The organism is Neisseria sp. P0006.S004 (assembly GCF_051963015.1).
Taxonomy (GTDB): domain Bacteria; phylum Pseudomonadota; class Gammaproteobacteria; order Burkholderiales; family Neisseriaceae; genus Neisseria.
This window is the reverse complement of the sequence record NZ_JBQCUS010000002.1, coordinates 52,712-69,529: the sequence shown is the minus strand read 5'-3', so window position 1 is coordinate 69,529 and position 16,818 is coordinate 52,712. Positions and strand designations below refer to the sequence as shown.

At 49.8% G+C, this 16,818-nt stretch carries 17 protein-coding genes; 9 read left to right on the top strand and 8 right to left on the bottom strand.

All coding sequences use genetic code 11. The annotated features are described in order from the left end of the window. Nucleotide 1: 1 nt before the first annotated feature. Nucleotides 2–196 carry a virulence regulator gene (locus ACTHR2_RS03330; RefSeq protein ID WP_263339574.1) on the top strand — a complete coding sequence of 65 codons (195 nt, stop codon included), beginning with the start codon at nt 2–4 and terminating at the stop codon, nt 194–196. Between the two features lie 110 nt (nt 197–306). Here ACTHR2_RS03330 and rsgA read toward each other — a convergent pair whose 3' ends face one another. Beyond that, nucleotides 307–1,173: a ribosome small subunit-dependent GTPase A gene (rsgA, locus tag ACTHR2_RS03325; RefSeq protein WP_263339571.1), complete on the bottom strand. Its 867-nt coding sequence runs from the start codon at nt 1,171–1,173 to the stop codon at nt 307–309. Nucleotides 1,174–1,323: 150 nt separating this feature from the next. Here rsgA and ACTHR2_RS03320 point away from each other — a divergent pair, with 150 nt between their 5' ends. The 5 genes from ACTHR2_RS03320 to ACTHR2_RS03300 all read left to right on the top strand — a co-directional run bounded on the left by ACTHR2_RS03320 (nt 1,324) and on the right by ACTHR2_RS03300 (nt 6,169). Then, the gene (locus ACTHR2_RS03320) at nt 1,324–1,941 is read left to right on the top strand and encodes a tellurite resistance TerB family protein (RefSeq protein ID WP_263339564.1); all 618 of its coding nucleotides are present in this window, start codon (nt 1,324–1,326) and stop codon (nt 1,939–1,941) included. Between the two features lie 99 nt (nt 1,942–2,040). After that, nucleotides 2,041–2,961 (top strand): patatin-like phospholipase family protein, encoded by a 921-nt coding sequence (locus ACTHR2_RS03315; RefSeq protein WP_440375359.1) that lies wholly within the window; start codon nt 2,041–2,043, stop codon nt 2,959–2,961. Between the two features lie 108 nt (nt 2,962–3,069). Next, on the top strand, nt 3,070–4,926 hold the full coding sequence (locus ACTHR2_RS03310; RefSeq protein ID WP_440375358.1) for a ribonuclease catalytic domain-containing protein: 1,857 nt from the start codon (nt 3,070–3,072) through the stop codon (nt 4,924–4,926). A 135-nt stretch (nt 4,927–5,061) separates the two neighbouring features. Further along, the gene (locus ACTHR2_RS03305) at nt 5,062–5,289 is read left to right on the top strand and encodes an exodeoxyribonuclease VII small subunit (protein WP_003681131.1); all 228 of its coding nucleotides are present in this window, start codon (nt 5,062–5,064) and stop codon (nt 5,287–5,289) included. Next, the gene (locus ACTHR2_RS03300; RefSeq protein ID WP_440375357.1) at nt 5,273–6,169 is read left to right on the top strand and encodes a polyprenyl synthetase family protein; all 897 of its coding nucleotides are present in this window, start codon (nt 5,273–5,275) and stop codon (nt 6,167–6,169) included. Before ACTHR2_RS03305 ends, ACTHR2_RS03300 begins: the two co-directional genes overlap by 17 nt. Before the next feature lie 158 nt (nt 6,170–6,327). On the opposite strand, the gene ftsY is transcribed toward ACTHR2_RS03300, so the two are convergent. Next, complete coding sequence (gene ftsY, locus ACTHR2_RS03295) at nt 6,328–7,740, bottom strand: signal recognition particle-docking protein FtsY (protein WP_440375356.1); 1,413 nt, start codon at nt 7,738–7,740, stop codon at nt 6,328–6,330. Between the two features lie 145 nt (nt 7,741–7,885). Between ftsY and msrAB the strand changes: the two genes are divergently transcribed. After that, on the top strand, nt 7,886–9,454 hold the full coding sequence (gene msrAB / locus ACTHR2_RS03290) for a bifunctional peptide-methionine (S)-S-oxide reductase MsrA/peptide-methionine (R)-S-oxide reductase MsrB (protein ID WP_263339543.1): 1,569 nt from the start codon (nt 7,886–7,888) through the stop codon (nt 9,452–9,454). Nucleotides 9,455–9,584: 130 nt separating this feature from the next. Here msrAB and purB read toward each other — a convergent pair whose 3' ends face one another. Next, nucleotides 9,585–10,955 (bottom strand): adenylosuccinate lyase, encoded by a 1,371-nt coding sequence (purB, locus tag ACTHR2_RS03285; RefSeq protein WP_440375355.1) that lies wholly within the window; start codon nt 10,953–10,955, stop codon nt 9,585–9,587. A 210-nt stretch (nt 10,956–11,165) separates the two neighbouring features. Here purB and ACTHR2_RS03280 point away from each other — a divergent pair, with 210 nt between their 5' ends. Continuing rightward, entirely contained in the window at nt 11,166–11,606 is a 441-nt protein-coding gene (locus ACTHR2_RS03280) for a surface-adhesin E family protein (RefSeq protein ID WP_440375354.1), read from the top strand. Between the two features lie 386 nt (nt 11,607–11,992). On the opposite strand, the gene ACTHR2_RS03275 is transcribed toward ACTHR2_RS03280, so the two are convergent. Both ACTHR2_RS03275 and purD read right to left on the bottom strand, forming a co-directional pair. Continuing rightward, nucleotides 11,993–12,562, bottom strand: a complete 570-nt coding sequence (locus ACTHR2_RS03275) for an L-threonylcarbamoyladenylate synthase (protein WP_063068648.1) — start codon at nt 12,560–12,562, stop codon at nt 11,993–11,995. A gap of 72 nt (nt 12,563–12,634) precedes the next feature. Beyond that, nucleotides 12,635–13,906 (bottom strand): phosphoribosylamine--glycine ligase, encoded by a 1,272-nt coding sequence (purD, locus tag ACTHR2_RS03270; RefSeq protein ID WP_440375353.1) that lies wholly within the window; start codon nt 13,904–13,906, stop codon nt 12,635–12,637. A gap of 139 nt (nt 13,907–14,045) precedes the next feature. Here purD and ACTHR2_RS03265 point away from each other — a divergent pair, with 139 nt between their 5' ends. Beyond that, the gene (locus ACTHR2_RS03265) at nt 14,046–14,357 is read left to right on the top strand and encodes a DUF4298 domain-containing protein (protein WP_003747758.1); all 312 of its coding nucleotides are present in this window, start codon (nt 14,046–14,048) and stop codon (nt 14,355–14,357) included. A 54-nt stretch (nt 14,358–14,411) separates the two neighbouring features. Here ACTHR2_RS03265 and ACTHR2_RS03260 read toward each other — a convergent pair whose 3' ends face one another. The 3 genes from ACTHR2_RS03260 to ACTHR2_RS03250 all read right to left on the bottom strand — a co-directional run bounded on the left by ACTHR2_RS03260 (nt 14,412) and on the right by ACTHR2_RS03250 (nt 16,777). Beyond that, nucleotides 14,412–15,023 (bottom strand): IMPACT family protein, encoded by a 612-nt coding sequence (locus ACTHR2_RS03260; protein WP_263339530.1) that lies wholly within the window; start codon nt 15,021–15,023, stop codon nt 14,412–14,414. Between the two features lie 61 nt (nt 15,024–15,084). After that, nucleotides 15,085–16,017 (bottom strand): electron transfer flavoprotein subunit alpha/FixB family protein, encoded by a 933-nt coding sequence (locus ACTHR2_RS03255; protein ID WP_263339526.1) that lies wholly within the window; start codon nt 16,015–16,017, stop codon nt 15,085–15,087. A gap of 10 nt (nt 16,018–16,027) precedes the next feature. After that, on the bottom strand, nt 16,028–16,777 hold the full coding sequence (locus ACTHR2_RS03250; protein ID WP_440375352.1) for an electron transfer flavoprotein subunit beta/FixA family protein: 750 nt from the start codon (nt 16,775–16,777) through the stop codon (nt 16,028–16,030). Nucleotides 16,778–16,818: the final 41 nt, after the last annotated feature.

The following is a 16,818-nucleotide window of genomic DNA, read 5'->3' as shown; positions in this document are numbered from 1 at the left end:
CATGTTAAACCTTTCCGCACCGGTACTTAAAGAAATCGAGTTGCTTCATGATGCAGGCTTATCGGTTGGCGCTATTATTACAGTATTGCGTCTGAAGTTTCCGGTAGAGCTCCATGATCGGGAGGACAAACAAATTGAAGAAGCCGTGCTTCTCATGATCAATCCGCCACGAAAAGCACCGTCTCTTTCCCGCTAAGATACTGATACCGGTTGAAAGGTAAATTTGGTTATACTTCAACAAAAGGGCCGTCTGAAAGTTTCAGACGGCCCTTTTATTTATCCAAACGCTTAGTTTCCGTTCAATCTTTATCTTAACAATTCATCGGTAATGCGTTGCAGAAATTCGATGCGCTCGGGTTTGGCTTCGCCTGATTCGGCAACGGCTTTGACGGCGCAGCCGGGTTCGGCGCGGTGGGTGCAGTTGTGGAAACGGCACTGGCCGATAAGGTGGCGCAGGTCGGGGAAGTATTGCAATAAATCGGCGGCTTGGAGATGGTGCAGGCCGAATTCTTGCAGGCCGGGGGAATCGATGAGTCGGGTTTCTGCGTCTAAATCGTACAGTTGGGCGTGGGTGGTGGTGTGTTTGCCGGAGTCGAGCGCGGTGGAAATGTCACCGGTTCGGGCGGCTTGGTTGCCGAGTAGGGCGTTGGTCAGGGTGGACTTGCCCATGCCGCTTTGTCCGAGCAGGATGTTGGTTTGCCCTTCTAAAATGGGACGCAGGATGTCGGCGTTTTCCAATGCGTTGGTTTCGACCACGGGGTAGCCGAGGGTTTCGTAGAATTTGAGTTTCTCGCGCCATTTGGCGGTTTCGGGGAGGTCTGCTTTGTTGAGGACGATAACGGCGTCGATGCCGGCCGCTTCTGCCGCGAGGAGGGCGCGTTGCAACAGGGCTTCGCTGGGTGAGGGGCTGGCAGCGGTTACGATGAGCAGTTGGGTAACGTTGGCGGCAATCAGTTTGGTTTTCCATGCGTCTTGGCGGTAGAGCAGGCTTTCGCGCGGGAGGTAGTCTTCAATCACGACTTGTTCGCCGTTGATGGGGCTGATGCGGACTTGGTCGCCGCAGGCGAAATCGACGCGTTTTTTGCGGGTGGTGGCGTCATATGTTTGACCGTCGGGAGTGCGGACAATATAGCGGCGGCCATAGCTGGTAATGATTTGGGCGGTATCGGTCATGATGGGGTTTATTGTTTGGAATGGTGTGATTGTACCGAAAGTCGGCTATGGCCGTCTGAAAACTTGTTTGCACCTTTTAACTTTCTTTGGCTTGGTTTTTTGGTGTTTCTGCCCTATATTTGCAATGTATTTGTTTTCAGGAGATTTTTTATGGATTTCAGTCAGTTGCTCAATCAGGTTTTGGGTGCGGCTCAAAAAGGCAGCAAAGCGGTGGCGGACAGCCCGCTCAATTCTTTCGGCGGCGGCGCGTTGACGGGTGCTTTGGCATCGATGCTGTTGAAAAAGAAAAATGCGAAGAAGCTGGTCAAGGCCGGCTCGGTCGCCGCTTTGGGTTTTCTGGCTTATAAAGGCTATCAAAACTGGAAGCAAAACCGCCAGCAGGACGAATTGCCGCAAAGTGCGTTCCAACCTGCCGGCCTGATTGGTGAAAACCACAGCCGTGTGATTTTGCAAACAATGATTGCGGCGGCGGCTTCAGACGGCCTGATTGACGATGCAGAACGCGCGGCCATTGAGCGTGAAAGCGGCAGCGATGCGGAAACGGCGGCATGGTTGCAGGCGGAATATGCGCAACCGGCCTCTATCGAGCAAATTGCCGCTTCGGTTGGCAGCGACGAGGCTTTGGCAGCCGAAACTTATCTGGCGGCCAGATTGGTCTGCGCGGACTTGTCGCGCAAGGAAATCGTGTTCCTGAGCCGTTTGTCCCAAGCTTTGAATTTGGACGACCAACTGGTCGAAAGCTTGGAAAAACAGCTCGAATTGGCTTAAGCTTGATTTAAAAGGCCGTCTGAAACCTGATTTCAGACGGCCTTTCGACTTAATTTCAGAGTAGAATAACCCTTTCGACATATTAAAGGCTGTCTGAACATGAATAAACTTTTTTCCACATTCAAAACGTTTTTAGCCGCTTCGTCCGTCTTGGTATTGGCTGCCTGTCCGAGTGGCAACGCGCCGCAATCCAAACCTTCTACGCAGGGTCAAAATACGGTTTCGCGTCCTGCACCCAAACCGAAAGCCACGGTTGCGCTGGCTTTGGGCGGCGGCGCGTCCAAAGGCTTTGCCCATATCGGCATTATTAAGGTTTTGAAAGAAAACAATATTCCGGTCAAAATCGTTACCGGCACATCCGCAGGCTCGATTGTCGGCAGTATGTACGCTTCGGGAATGTCGCCCGACCGCCTCGAATTGGAAGCGGAAATTTTGGGTAAAACCGATTTGGTGGATTTGACCTTGTCCACCAGCGGCTTTATCAAAGGCGAAAAACTGCAAAACTACATCAACCGCAAAGTCGGCAACCGCCCGATGCAGCAGTTCCCCATCAAATTTGCCGCCGTTGCGACCGATTTTGAAAGCGGCAAACCAGTGGTATTTAACGTAGGTAATGCCGGACAGGCCGTCCGCGCTTCTGCGTCGATTCCGAACGTGTTCCAACCAGTCGTTATCGGCAGCCGCAAATATGTAGACGGCGGCCTGTCTCAACCCGTACCGGTCAGCGCGGCGAAAAAAATGGGGGCAAACTTCATCATTGCCGTCGATATTTCCGCCCGTCCGGCCAAAAATGTCAGCCAAGGCATGTTCTCCTATCTTGACCAAACCTTCAACGTAATGAGTCAAACTGCGTTGCGCCAAGAATTGGGACAAGCCAATGTGGTCATCAAACCGCAGGTTTTAGAGCTGGGTTCGGTTGGCGGTTTCGACCAAAAACAACGCGCCATCCAACTGGGCGAACAGGCCGCACGCGCAGCCCTGCCTGAAATCAAACGCAAACTGGCGGCATATCAGTATTAATCATCCGCCGTTTGAACAGGCCGTCTGAAAAACATACTTTCAGACGGCCTTTCTTGTGCAAATCTGCTAAAATCACGCGTTTCCTACAAATCATAAAATCCTAAAAAAATGAATATCTTTTACGAAGAGTCCGGCCAATTCAAAGTTGCCTCTATTGTCCAAAAAAACGACGCCACCTACCAAGTCGATACCCAACACGGCAAACGCACCAAAGTGAAGGCAAACAATGTCTTTGCCGAATTTGACGGCGATATGGCGGCGTTTTTGGAGAACGCGCAGGCTCAGGCGGCGGACATCGACACCGATTTATTGTGGGAAGTATGCGGCGAAGAGGAGTTTACCGCCGAAGCCATCGCCGAAGAATATTACGGCCATGCACCGACCAAAACCGAGCTGGCGGCGACCTTGATTGCGCTTTACGCCGCGCCGATGTATTTCTACAAAAAAGCCAAAGGCGTGTTCAAAGCCGCGCCCGAAGAAACTTTGAAACAAGCGCTTGCCGCCATCGAACGCAAAAAACAGCAAGACGCGCAAATCGACGCTTGGGCGGAAGCCTTGAAACGCGGCGAGATGCCGTCTGAAATCGCGGCGGATTTGAAAACCATCCTGCACGCGCCCGACAAGCAGTCGCTGACCTACAAAGCCTTTACCAAAGCCGCCGACGCGCTAAAAATCTCCGCCTACGAACTGGCGAAAAAAACGGGCGGCATTACGTCCATTCCCCAATACCTGCAAGATGGGTTTGAAATCAAATACTTCCCCAAAGGAACAGGTTTTCCCGACCTTCCGCTTCCTGAAATGCCCGACTTGCCCAAGGCCGACGTTACTGCCTTTTCCATTGACGACGAATCGACCACCGAAGTCGATGATGCTTTGAGCCTGACCGATTTGGGCAACGGCATGAAGCGCGTCGGTATCCACATCGCCGCGCCGTCGCTTGCCATTAAACCAGGCGACAAAATGGAAAAAAACATCATGGAACGCTTAAGCACGGTCTATTTCCCCGGCGGCAAAATCACCATGCTGCCTGAAAACTGGATTGCCGCGTTCAGCCTCGATGCGGGCGCGTACCGTCCTGCCGTCAGCATTTATTTTGATGTGGACAGCGAGTTCAACGTCGGCGAGCCGACCTGCAAAATCGAAGCCGTCAACATCGCCGAAAATCTGCGCATCCAAACCATCGAGCCGCATTTCAACGCCGAAACCGGCTTGGACGAAGCAGACGAAATGATGTTCGCCCATCATCAAGACCTGATTTGGTTCTATCAATTTGCCATCGCCTTGCAAAAAGCGCGCGGCAAATACGAGCCCGACCGTGCGCCACAATACGATTACAGCATCGAATTGGATGAGGAAGGCAACGTATCCGTCGTCCGCCGCGAACGCGGTTCGCCCATCGATACGCTGGTCAGCGAGATGATGATTCTTGCCAACAGCACTTGGGCGCAAATGTTGGATGAAAACGAGCTGCCCGGCCTTTTCCGCGTCCAACCGGCAGGCAAAGTACGCATGAGCACCAAATCCGAGCCACACATCGGCATGGGCGTGCAGCATTACGGCTGGTTTACCTCGCCGCTGCGCCGCGCCGCCGACTACATCAACCAAAAACAGCTGATCAGCCTGATCGACGACTCTACCGAGCCGCTGTATCAAAACAGCGATGCCGAGCTTTTCGCCGCACTGCGCGACTTTGATGCCGCCTATACAGCCTACGCCGACTTCCAACGCCAAATGGAAGCTTACTGGAGCCTCGTCTATCTGCAACAACAAGGCACGAGCGAGCTGACGGCCACCATCCTCAAAGAAGACCTCGTCCGCATTGAAGGTCTGCCGCTGGTAACGCGCGCGACCGGTATTCCGTTTGACGCGCTGCCCAAATCGCAGGCATTGTTCAAAATCACTGAATTGGATGCCGAGAAGCAGTTTATCGCGCTCAACTATCAAAAAGCCGTTTTACCGGGCTGATAACGTTATTTAGTTTGAAAAAAGGCCGTCTGAACAAAGAAACAGAAATCTTTGATTTCGTTTTCATCCCTGTTCAGACGGCCTTCATCATCTAAAAATGCTACAATTCCCCTTTTCTGCCCATCATTTCAAACCATGAAAAAAAATGCCCCCCAATCCTTTGAAGAAGCCTTATCCCGCCTTGAAACCCTGACCCAGGCCATGCAAAGCAGCGAAATGCCGCTGGAAGACGCTTTGGCCGCCTATCAGGAAGGCAACGAATTGGTCAGATACTGCCAAACCAAATTGGCGGAAGTCGAGCAGAAACTGCAAGTCTTGGATGCCGGCGAACTGAAGGAGTTGAACCTTGAACCCGGCGAATGAACTCAAAACATGGCAGCAAAAAGCCCAAGCGCAAACCGAATTACTGCTGGCGCATTTCTTGCCGTCTGAAAGCCAAGTGCCGCACACGCTGCACGAAGCCATGCGTTACGTTACCCTCGGCGGCGGCAAACGGCTGCGCCCGCTCTTGGTGCTTGCCGCGTCCGAATTGGGCGAAGCAAACCAAAATGCCGTCGAGCAGGCGATGGCGGCCATCGAAATGGTACACGTCTATTCGTTGGTTCACGACGATATGCCGGCGATGGACAACGACAGCCTGCGCCGCGGCAAACCGACCTGCCATGTGCAATACGATGAAGCCACCGCCCTTTTGGTCGGCGATGCGCTGCAAACCCAAGCCTTTGATGTATTGAGCCGTCCGACAGGCCTGCCTGCCGAACGTCAGCTTGCCATGTTGTCCACACTGGCCCAGGCATCCGGCAGCCTCGGCATGGCGGGCGGACAAGCCATCGACCTTGCCAATGTCGGCAAAGCCATGAATCAGGCCGAATTGGAACAGATGCACAGCCTCAAAACCGGCGCACTCATCCGCGCGGCCGTAGCCTTAGGCGCACTTTCCTGCCCGGACTTAACACCGGCGCAAATCCAATCCTTAGACCGCTACGCCGCCAAATTGGGCCTGGCTTTCCAAGTGATCGACGATGTATTGGACTGTGAAGCCGATACCGCCACATTGGGCAAAACCGCCGGCAAAGACTCGGACAACGACAAACCAACCTACGTCAAACTGATGGGCCTGCACGCCGCGCGTACTTACGCAGAAACGCTGATTGCAGAAGCCGTTGCCCTGATCGAGCCATTCGGCGACAAAGCCCTGCACCTGCGCCAACTGGCCGAGTTTGTTACCGCAAGGAAAAACTAAACCTGCAAATAAAATAAAGGCCGTCTGAAACCTGATTTTAGGTTTCAGACGGCCTTTTTAACAGCCTGTTTGGCTTGTACCAACCGAATGCGGAGTCTTTCAAAATACGGCTCAGAAATCCCCCGCAAACTGCGGTTACCAAGCCTCAGCCTGTCTGTTTAATCCAATAGGGCATCTACGAACGCCTTGGCATTAAACGGACGTAAATCGTCGATGCCTTCACCTACGCCGATGTAGCGGACAGGAACTGGGCGGTCAGAGGCAAGGGTGGCAAGGATACCGCCTTTGGCCGTACCGTCAAGCTTGGTCACGATAAGGCCGGTCAGACCCAATGCTTCGTCAAAGGCTTTCACTTGGTTGACGGCGTTTTGACCGATGTTGGCATCAAGCACGACGATAATTTCATGTGGCGCATCAGGCATGGCTTTTTGCAACACGCGTTTCACTTTTTTGATTTCTTCCATCAAATGAAGCTGCGTCGGCAGACGGCCGGCTGTATCGGCCAGCACGATGTCGATCCCGCGCGCTTTCGCGGCTTGGACGGCATCGAAGCAAACGGCAGCGGAATCGCCCGTAGTTTGCGAAATCACGGTCACATTGTTGCGCTCACCCCAAGCCTGAAGCTGCTCACGCGCGGCGGCACGGAAAGTATCGCCTGCCGCCAGCAATACAGATTTTCCCTGGGCTTGGAAGTATTTGGCCAGTTTGCCGATAGACGTGGTTTTGCCCGCGCCGTTGATACCGGCAAGCATAATCACGAAAGGCTCCTTGGTTTCTGGCAAGACCAAAGGCTTCTCGAGAGGCTTAATCAAGTCGTACAGCGCATCTTTCAGCGCACCGCGCAATTCGTTGCCGTCTTTGAGGCCTTTAAGGCTGACACGGTCGCGCACGTCTTTCATCAAGTATTCGGTGGCTTCCATGCCCATATCGCTGGTAATCAGCACGGTTTCCAGCTCTTCATACAAATCCTCGTCGATCTGTCCGCCGCCAAACACGCCGGCCAACGATTTTGCCATTTTGTCGCGCGATTTGGTCAAGCCTTGTTTCAAACGCGCAGCCCAACTGAGCTTTTGTTCTTCTACCGGAGCAGGGGCTTCAGCCGGTGTTTCCGCAACGGTTTCTTGAACTTGTTCAACAGCCTCGCTGACGGTTTCAACAGCTGCTTCTTTTACCACCTCAGCCTGTTCTGCCACTTCTTCAGCAACCTCAGCCGCTTCAGACGGCATCTCGGCAACAGTTTCCTTTACCTGATCAACAGCCTCACTGACTGTTTCAACAGCCGCTTCTTTTGCCACTTCAACGTGTTCTTCTACTTTTTCGACTGTTTCAGACGGCGTTTCGGTCAAAGCTTCCCGAACCTGCTCGACGGTTTCGCTGACGGTTTCAACAGCCGATTCGATAACTGATTCGACCTGCCCTTTGACGCTTTCTGCTAAAGATTCGGCATCTTCTTTAATATTTTCAACTACTTGAGCAACTTCAGATTCTACTTTTGCTGCGGTTTCCTGAACTTGAGCCTCCTCAGGAGCCGGAGTTTCCTGTTTTTTCTTGCGACGGAAGAAGCTGAACATTAAATTTTCCTTTTAATTTTAGAAACTTGAAATAGGGAGTATTGTAGCGTATTTTACGTGGCAAGGTCGTCTGAAAATCAAGGTTGTCAGGTTTTGGCATTTCCAACGTCTAACGAGACAAACCATCCATACAGGAAACATAGCGATGAATCCCCGCACATTATTTTCACTTTGCACCAAGTTCGGCTGCCTGCTTGCGCTTGGCGCTTGCTCATCCAAAATGATGGATACCGAAGCCGCAACCGTACCGCAGGCATTGTCCTCGTTGAAAACCCCTGACAACCGCCCTGCCAGTGTTTTCCTGAAAAAAGACAAACCCACCCTGATTAAATTTTGGGCAAGTTGGTGTCCTTTGTGTTTGTCCGAATTGGGACAAACCGAAAAATGGGCGCAAGATGCAAAATTCGGTTCTGCCAACCTGATTACCGTTGCCTCACCCGGTTTTCTACACGAGAAAAAAGACGGCGACTTTCAAAAATGGTATGCCGGTTTGAATTATCCCAAGCTACCCGTCGTTACCGACAACGGCGGCTCCATCGCCCAAAGCCTGAATATCAGTGTTTACCCTTCATGGGCATTAATCGGCAAAGACGGCGACGTGCAGCGCATCGTCAAAGGCAGTATCAACGAAGCGCAGGCATTGGCTTTAATCCGCGACCCGAATGCCGATATAGGCCGTCTGAAAAACTCGTTCTACAAACCCGACACACAGAAAAAGGATTCAGCAATCATGAATACGCGCACCATCTACCTTGCCGGCGGCTGCTTCTGGGGCTTGGAAGCCTATTTCCAACGCATAGACGGCGTGGTTGACGCAGTATCCGGCTACGCCAACGGCAAAACGCAAAACCCAAGCTACGAAGACGTTTCCTACCGCGATACAGGCCATGCCGAAACCGTCAAAGTCACCTACGATGCCGACAAACTCAGCCTAGACGACATCCTGCAATATTTCTTCCGCGTCGTTGACCCGACCAGCCTCAATAAACAAGGCAACGACATCGGCACGCAATACCGTAGCGGCGTATACTACACCGACCCTGCCGAAAAAGCCGTCATCGCCGCCGCGCTCAAACGCGAGCAGCAAAAATACCAACAGCCCCTCGTCGTCGAAAACGAGCCGCTGCAAAACTTCTACGACGCCGAGGAATACCATCAGGACTACCTGATTAAAAACCCCAACGGCTACTGCCACATCGATATCCGCAAAGCCGACGAACCGCTGCCGGGCAAAAGCAAAGCCGCCCCTCAAGGCAAAGGCTTCGACGCAGCAACGTATAAAAAACCTAGCACTGCCGAACTCAAACGCCTTCTGACCGAAGAGCAATACCAAGTTACCCAAAACAGCGCGACCGAATATGCATTCAGCCACGAATACGACCACTTGTTCAAACCCGGCATTTATGTGGACATCGTCAGCGGCGAACCCCTGTTTTCTTCCGCCGACAAATTCGATTCCGGCTGCGGCTGGCCGAGCTTCACCCACCCGATTAATGCCTCAGCCGTTACCGAACACGACGATTTCAGCTACAACATGCGCCGCACCGAAGTCCGCAGCCACGCCGCTGACTCACACTTAGGACACGTTTTCCCCGACGGCCCCAAAGACAAAGGCGGCCTGCGCTATTGCATCAACGGCGCAAGTTTGAAATTCATCCCTTTGGAAGAAATGGACGCCGCCGGCTATGGCGCATTGAAAGACAAAGTGAAATAATGGTTTGAATCGAAAAAGGCCGTCTGAAAGAGATTTCAGACGGCCTTTTTAATTTGTCGGATGTAAAGGGTTGGTTTCTTATCTATCAAAAAATCTCGATAACTAAGAAAGTGCACCCTACAAAAGCCTTTTAAATTCGTTTTGCCAACTCTTCGGCTTTGCCCACATACAACGCAGGGGTCAACTCAAGCAATTTGGCTTTGGCTTCTGCCGGAATTTCCAACGATTCGATAAAGAGTTTCAACACTTCAGGCGTAATGCCGTCTTTACCGCGAGTCAGGTCCTTCAGTTTCTCGTAAGGATTGGCCACGCCGTAACGACGCATTACGGTTTGAATCGGCTCGGCCAGCAACTCCCAAGTAGCGTCCAAATCTGCAGCAAGGGCGGCAGGATTCGGTTCAAGCTTGTTCAGACCGCGCAGATGGGCGGCAAAGCCCAATACGGTATAGCCCACGCCTACGCCCATATTGCGCAATACGGTGCTGTCGGTCAGGTCGCGCTGCCAACGGGAAATCGGCAGTTTTTCGGACAAAAAGCCCAATACGGCATTGGCCATACCGAGGTTGCCTTCGGAGTTTTCAAAGTCGATCGGATTGACTTTGTGCGGCATGGTGGAAGAACCGACTTCGCCTGCTTTGACTTTTTGTTTGAAGTAACCCAAAGAAATGTAGCCCCAAACATCGCGGTTGAAGTCGATCAGAATCGTGTTGACACGGCTGATGGCTTGGAAGAGTTCCGCCATATAGTCGTGCGGCTCGATTTGAATGGTGTAGGGGTTGAAGGTCAGGCCGAGGCTGATTTCAACGAAGTTGCGGCAATGGGTTTCCCAATCCACATCGGGATAGGCGACCATATGGGCATTGTAGTTGCCGACTGCGCCATTGATTTTGCCGAGGAACTCTTGCGCTTGCAGGTTTTTAAACTGACGTTGCAGGCGGTACACAACATTGGCGATTTCTTTACCCAGTGTGCTTGGTGTAGCAGGCTGGCCATGCGTGCGGCTCATCATAGGGACGGCAGCCAACTCATGCGCCATGCCGGTCAGTTTTTCAATGATTTCGGCCAGTTTCGGCAGCAAAACAGTCTCACGCGCTTCTTGCAGCATTAAAGCGTGGGACAGGTTGTTGATGTCTTCGCTGGTGCAGGCAAAGTGGATGAACTCGCTGGCAGCAGCCACTTCAGGCACGCCGGAGAAGCGTTCTTTAAGCCAATATTCGATGGCTTTGACGTCGTGATTGGTGGTCGCCTCAATGGCTTTGACGGCGGCGGCATCTTCAAGCGAGAAGTTTTCGATCACTTTGTCGATTTCGGCAAGCGTAAAATCGCTGAAAGCAGGAACTTCTACAATCTTAGGCTCGGCGGCAAGGGCTTTGAGCCAGTTTAATTCAACTTTGACACGTGCACGCATCAGGCCGTATTCGGAGAAAATCGGACGCAATGCTTCAACGGATTTGGCGTAGCGGCCATCTAATGGGGAAAGTGCAGCGATAGGGTTAATCATGTCGGATCTTCCTATGGGATGAAAACCAAATTGTTTGCGATTATACATGATTTTACACTTCAAGGCCGTCTGAAAGACAGGTTTCAGACGGCCTTTTCAGCGTATTTTTCATAAAATGCTTTTCAGAGGTTCAACTTTGCAAAATCGATTTACGATATATGCCATCTTCACGGATAATATCGGCTGACTTTCTGTAAATAATGAGGTTTTATGAATATCAAACGTTTTTCCCTAGCTGCAACCGTATTTGCGGCTTTGATGTTGAGTGCCTGTGAAACAACCACCACTTCAAGCGGCGGCGGCAACTGGACCAACATCGGCACCATCTCTGAAGGCAATATCAAAGTGGCCATTGATAGAAGCAGCATTAAAAGAAATGGCGCACTGGTTACTTTCCGCGATAAAAAAACCGTTTCCAAACTGAAAGAGGAACGTTTCGTCAATACACCGGCCTATAAAACAGCCATCGGCAGCTGGGAAATTCATTGCTCAAACAAAACCTATCGCCTGGCAGCGCTGCAACTGATCGACGAACACGGCAGGGTCATTTCCAACCAAAACTATACTCCGACCAGCATCCGCCCAATGAGCGTCATGAGCGGTACGATTACTGAAAAACAATACGAAACTGTGTGCGGACATAAGCTTTAATCCATACTTATTCACAAAGTTATCCACAGTTTAAATATTTAAAAGGCCGTCTGAATGCTTTGAATATCAAGTTTCAGACGGCCTTTTTATGTTTCGATGGAAATTTATCTTCAAATTTATCCACAAAATTTGTTTATTCAAAAATAATTTATTACAGAGATTCATTTACGCTCAAAATTTGCTTCATTCTTTGCAAGAGCATTTCACAAAATACTGCTTTATACTCTATTTACTGACTTACTATCTGCTTAATCGATCTGTCTTTACAGACTACCATGCATCAAACTGGATCTGCGCTAAATGCTTTTCACAAAGATATTTCCAATCTTTTGGAAAAAATTTGCTTCTCCAAATAAATACCTTTCCTTTGAAAATACAATTCTTCTTTAACGCAGCCTTGCCCCTGTTTCTCCGTCAATAATCTGGCTGGGCGTTTTCTGCTTACCTATCAATCCGCCTACAACCCAAACTTTCCTGCCAAACTGTCTTCTGACTTCTCTTTCTGTTTTGCACGCCCGTTTGCCTGCACGATTGCATGAAGTAGAGACTAAAGGCTTTTCCAAAACCTGACACAAACGCCTTGCACCTGCGTGCGCAGGAACCCTGACAGCCAATTTACTGCGTCCTTTCCCCCGCAATGAGGACAATACTTTTTTGCCGGCCGGCAATAAGAAAGTTTTCGGAGCCGGCCATGCTTCATGCAGCATGGTTTGGATATTTTCAGACGGCCTTTGCAACAAAGGTTGCAACTGTTCCAAGCTATGGCCAATGACAATCATGCCTTTGTGTTGCGGTCGTTTTTTCAGATGAATCAGTTGATTGAGTGCTTTAGGCAAAGTAGGGACACAGCCCAAGCCATAGCAAGACTCGGTAGGATAGGCGACCAAACCGCCTTTTTTAAGATGCGCCTGCAACCTGCGTTGGGCTGCAGCCGATAAAATTCTGGGGAACATCATCATAATACCAAGGCCGTCTGAAACTGCGATTGTCGGACAATCTGTGTTCAGACGGCCTATTTCTATTCATTATTAACGGTTGATGGCTTTATCGGCAATATCTTTACGGTATTGCATACCGTCAAAACGGATGGTTTCCAATGCCTCATAAGCCTTGCTTTTAGCTTGTGCAACATCATCGCCCAAACCGACGACACACAACACACGGCCGCCATTGGTTACCACTTCGCCTTTTTCATTCGTTGCAGTACCGGCATGGAAAACTTTACCTATTTGATTGGCCTTATCCAAGCCGAAGATCACATCGCCTTTTTTCGGAGAATCAGGATAGTTTTGTGCAGCCAACACCACACCTACTGCAGTCTGCGGATTCCATTCGGCAGCAACACTATCCAGTTTGCCGTCGATCGCCGCTTCAACCAAGTCCACCAAATCGCTATCCAAACGGCTCATAATCGGCTGGGTTTCAGGGTCGCCGAAACGACAGTTGAATTCGATGGTATAAGGCGCACCGGTTTTATCAATCATCAAACCCGCATATAAAAAGCCGGTAAATTCATGACCTTCTGCTTTCATACCGGCCACAGTCGGCAAAATAATTTCATTCATCGCGCGCTCGTACACATCAGGCGTTACCACCGGAGCAGGGCTGTACGCGCCCATACCGCCGGTATTAGGGCCTTTGTCGTCATCCAGCAGGCGTTTATGGTCTTGACTGGTTGCCATCGGCAAAACATGATTGCCGTCCACCATAACGATAAAGCTCGCTTCCTCGCCTTGCAGGAAATCTTCAATTACAACACGCGCGCCTGCATTGCCCATTTTGTTGCCCAACAACATATCGTCAATAGCGGCATGGGCTTCATCCAAAGTCATGGCGACAATCACGCCTTTACCGGCAGCCAAACCATCCGCCTTAATAACAATCGGCGCACCTTTTCGATTGACGTAATCATGTGCCGCATCGGCATTTTCAAAGGTTTGGTATTGCGCGGTTGGAATCTTATATTTTGCCATAAATGCTTTAGCAAAATCTTTTGAACTCTCCAGTTGGGCCGCGTATTGAGTCGGGCCAAAAATCTTCAACCCGGCAGCACGGAAATCATTCACCACACCGGCAGCCAAAGGCGCTTCAGGGCCGACTACAGTAAAAGCAATATTTTCATTACGGCAAAAATCAATCAAATCTTGATGCGCCGTTAATGCGATATTCTGCAGTTTAGGCTCAATTGCCGTTCCGGCATTACCAGGTGCAACAAAGACAGTTTCTACTTTAGACGACTGCGCCAATTTCCAAGCCAGTGCGTGTTCACGTCCACCATTACCAATAACGAGCAATTTCATACCATCTCCTTGAAGAATAGATGTTGTAAATAAAATTCAATTGATGGAATATTGTTCCATCTTGCATAGCTGTTTCAAATTAAGAATAATATTGCACCAAGACAACCATACTCTAATTTCAAACAACGAAAGGAAAATCATGCAAAAACGTATTGACGAAATTCAAAGCAAATACCGCGAATGGTGCGAATTACTGCCGCAACTGGAAGCAGATATCGCCCGCTGGAAACATGCTGCAAGCCTAATGCAAGATATGGATGACTTCTATACCAACGAATACCAAGCATGCCATCAAGCCATTGAAGAAGGGGCAGATGTTGATTTGCGAACACAGGGCGAATACAGCATTATGAGCGAAGATGCCCTATGGAACGCACTGGGAGAATTTCATCAACTGGCTTGGGAACACCTGCGCTCAAGCGTAAATGCTCTAGACAGATACCAAGGCTAAAACATCAAAGGCCGTCTGAATCTTTTGATTTCTCAAATATGTTCAGACGACCTTTTATTCAAACGGCTTTTCAGTATCTACTTCAATTTGGCGTGTATTTTTCCAAGCAGCAATACAGGCTTCATAATCGGCCAACGCTATTTTCACTGTCAACTTACAATCCAGCTGCAAATCCTGTTCCACAATATCGGCCTGATATTGTTTGGCAATCCGTATAGCCTCATTCAAAACAGGATATTCACATTTCAACCAAACTGTCTTTTCGACATTCTTTTCAACAACTTCAGCTATCGCCAATGCCTGAGCTGTTGATTCCTTATAAGCATGAATCAGACCGGGAACACCCAATAGCGTACCGCCAAAATAACGTACAACCACAACCAACACATCCGTCACACCGACAGAATCAATTTGCCCCAAAATAGGGCGGCCTGCGCTTCCAGACGGTTCTCCATCATCGTTTGCACGAAACTGCATTCCATCCACACCCAATCGATAGGCGTAACACCAATGTCGCGCCTTGTGATGCTCTTCCTTTAATGGGTCGAGATATTTCTTCACATCGGCTAAAGTGCGAATCGGATAGGCATATGCAATGAAGCGACTGCCTTTATCTTTAAATTCAGCCTGTATCGGTGTGGTAATGGTTTTATAGGTCGTAATCATGCCAAAATATTTTCAGACGGCCTTTGTTATAAAAGGCCGTCTGAACGTTTCACGTGAAACATTAGTTTTTCAGTGCTTCAGTCAGTTGAGGTACAACTTCAAACAAATCACCAACCAAGCCGTAATCTGCCACATTGAAAATCGGAGCGTCAGCATCTTTGTTGATGGCAACAATTACTTTACTGTCCTGCATACCGGCAACGTGTTGGATAGCACCGGAAATACCGATAGCAAAGTACAGTTGCGGCGCAACCACTTTACCGGTTTGTCCGACTTGGGCATCGTTTGGCGCATACTCGGCATCCACTGCCGCACGGGAAGCACCAATCGCTGCACCCAAAACATCCGCCAATGGAGTCAACACTTCATTGAATTTTTCAGCACTGCCCAATGCACGGCCACCGGAAACGATCACTTTTGCCTGAGTCAATTCAGGGCGGTCAGACTGGGAAAGTTGACAATTTACGAAACGGCTCAGGTTTTGAGCAGGCGTTGCCTCAACAGTGACCACTTCTGCATTACCGCCTTGTCCGGCAGCATCGAATGCTGTCGCACGGAAAGTCAGCACCAATTTTTCAGAACTGGATTGAACAGTTTCAAATGCATTACCGGCATAAATCGGACGGACAAATGTCGAGTTATCCACAACTTCGGTTAAATCCGAAACTTGTGGCACATCCAACAGGGCAGCTACTCGGGGCAACAGATTTTTACCAAATGCAGTTGCAGTCGCAGCCACATAGTGGTAATCCGCAGCCAGTTTAACAACCAAAGGCGCTAATTCTTCTGCCAAACCTTCAGCGTAATAGGGCGCATCGGCTACTAAAACTTTCGCTACGCCTGCAACCTGTTTCGCCTCTTCAACCACCGCAGCAGCATTACTGCCAGCAACCAATAAATCTACATTACCCAATTTAGCGGCAGCCGTTACCGCATGCAAAGTGGCAGGATTCAAATGTTGGTTATTATGTTCCGCAATAATCAATACGCTCATTTCATACTCCTTAGATCACTTTGGCTTCGTTTTTCAGCTTTTCAACCAACTCGGCAACATCAGCCACTTTCACACCGGCTTGACGTGCTTTAGGTTCGGCAAATTTCACGGTATTCAAACGCGGAGAAATATCCACAGCTAAATCGGCAGGACTTAATTTTTCCAAAGGTTTTTTCTTTGCCGCCATGATATTAGGAAGTTTGACAAAGCGTGGTTCGTTCAAACGCAAATCTGCACTGATGACCGCAGGCAGCTTCAATGCAACAGTCTCTTCGCCGCCGTCAATTTCACGGGTTACCAATGCTTCTTCGCCTTCAATTTGCACTTTTGATGCAAAAGTACCTTGAGCCGCATTCAACAACGCAGCCAGCATTTGGGCAACTTGGTTGGCGTCATCGTCAATTGCCTGTTTGCCCAGCAGTAAAATTTGCGGATTTTCTTTATCCTCAACAGCTTTCAGCAATTTCGCAACGACCAAAGGCTCCAACTTCGCATCAGTCTCAACATGAACCGCACGGTCGGCACCCATCGCCAAAGCAGTACGCAACGTCTCTTCGCATTTTTTCTCGCCAAGAGAAACAGCAACAATCTCGCTTACTTTTCCGGCTTCTTTCAAACGGACAGCTTCTTCTACCGCGATTTCATCAAACGGGTTCATCGACATTTTGACATTACCGATATCCACATCGGAACCATCGGCTTTCACACGAACTTTGACGTTGTAGTCCACTACGCGCTTTACTGCGACCAGTGCTTTCATTCAATTCTCCTAAAAAGAATGTCCATCAAATCAAGCATACT

Coding starts and splice junctions, on each gene's coding strand:
- ACTHR2_RS03330 (WP_263339574.1), top strand. CDS start 2: ATGTTAAACCTTTCCGCACCGGTACTTAAAGAAATCGAGTTGCTTCAT.
- rsgA (WP_263339571.1), bottom strand. CDS start 1,173: ATGACCGATACCGCCCAAATCATTACCAGCTATGGCCGCCGCTATATT.
- ACTHR2_RS03320 (WP_263339564.1), top strand. CDS start 1,324: ATGGATTTCAGTCAGTTGCTCAATCAGGTTTTGGGTGCGGCTCAAAAA.
- ACTHR2_RS03315 (WP_440375359.1), top strand. CDS start 2,041: ATGAATAAACTTTTTTCCACATTCAAAACGTTTTTAGCCGCTTCGTCC.
- ACTHR2_RS03310 (WP_440375358.1), top strand. CDS start 3,070: ATGAATATCTTTTACGAAGAGTCCGGCCAATTCAAAGTTGCCTCTATT.
- ACTHR2_RS03305 (WP_003681131.1), top strand. CDS start 5,062: ATGAAAAAAAATGCCCCCCAATCCTTTGAAGAAGCCTTATCCCGCCTT.
- ftsY (WP_440375356.1), bottom strand. CDS start 7,740: ATGTTCAGCTTCTTCCGTCGCAAGAAAAAACAGGAAACTCCGGCTCCT.
- msrAB (WP_263339543.1), top strand. CDS start 7,886: ATGAATCCCCGCACATTATTTTCACTTTGCACCAAGTTCGGCTGCCTG.
- purB (WP_440375355.1), bottom strand. CDS start 10,955: ATGATTAACCCTATCGCTGCACTTTCCCCATTAGATGGCCGCTACGCC.
- ACTHR2_RS03280 (WP_440375354.1), top strand. CDS start 11,166: ATGAATATCAAACGTTTTTCCCTAGCTGCAACCGTATTTGCGGCTTTG.
- ACTHR2_RS03275 (WP_063068648.1), bottom strand. CDS start 12,562: ATGATGTTCCCCAGAATTTTATCGGCTGCAGCCCAACGCAGGTTGCAG.
- purD (WP_440375353.1), bottom strand. CDS start 13,906: ATGAAATTGCTCGTTATTGGTAATGGTGGACGTGAACACGCACTGGCT.
- ACTHR2_RS03265 (WP_003747758.1), top strand. CDS start 14,046: ATGCAAAAACGTATTGACGAAATTCAAAGCAAATACCGCGAATGGTGC.
- ACTHR2_RS03260 (WP_263339530.1), bottom strand. CDS start 15,023: ATGATTACGACCTATAAAACCATTACCACACCGATACAGGCTGAATTT.
- ACTHR2_RS03255 (WP_263339526.1), bottom strand. CDS start 16,017: ATGAGCGTATTGATTATTGCGGAACATAATAACCAACATTTGAATCCT.
- ACTHR2_RS03250 (WP_440375352.1), bottom strand. CDS start 16,777: ATGAAAGCACTGGTCGCAGTAAAGCGCGTAGTGGACTACAACGTCAAA.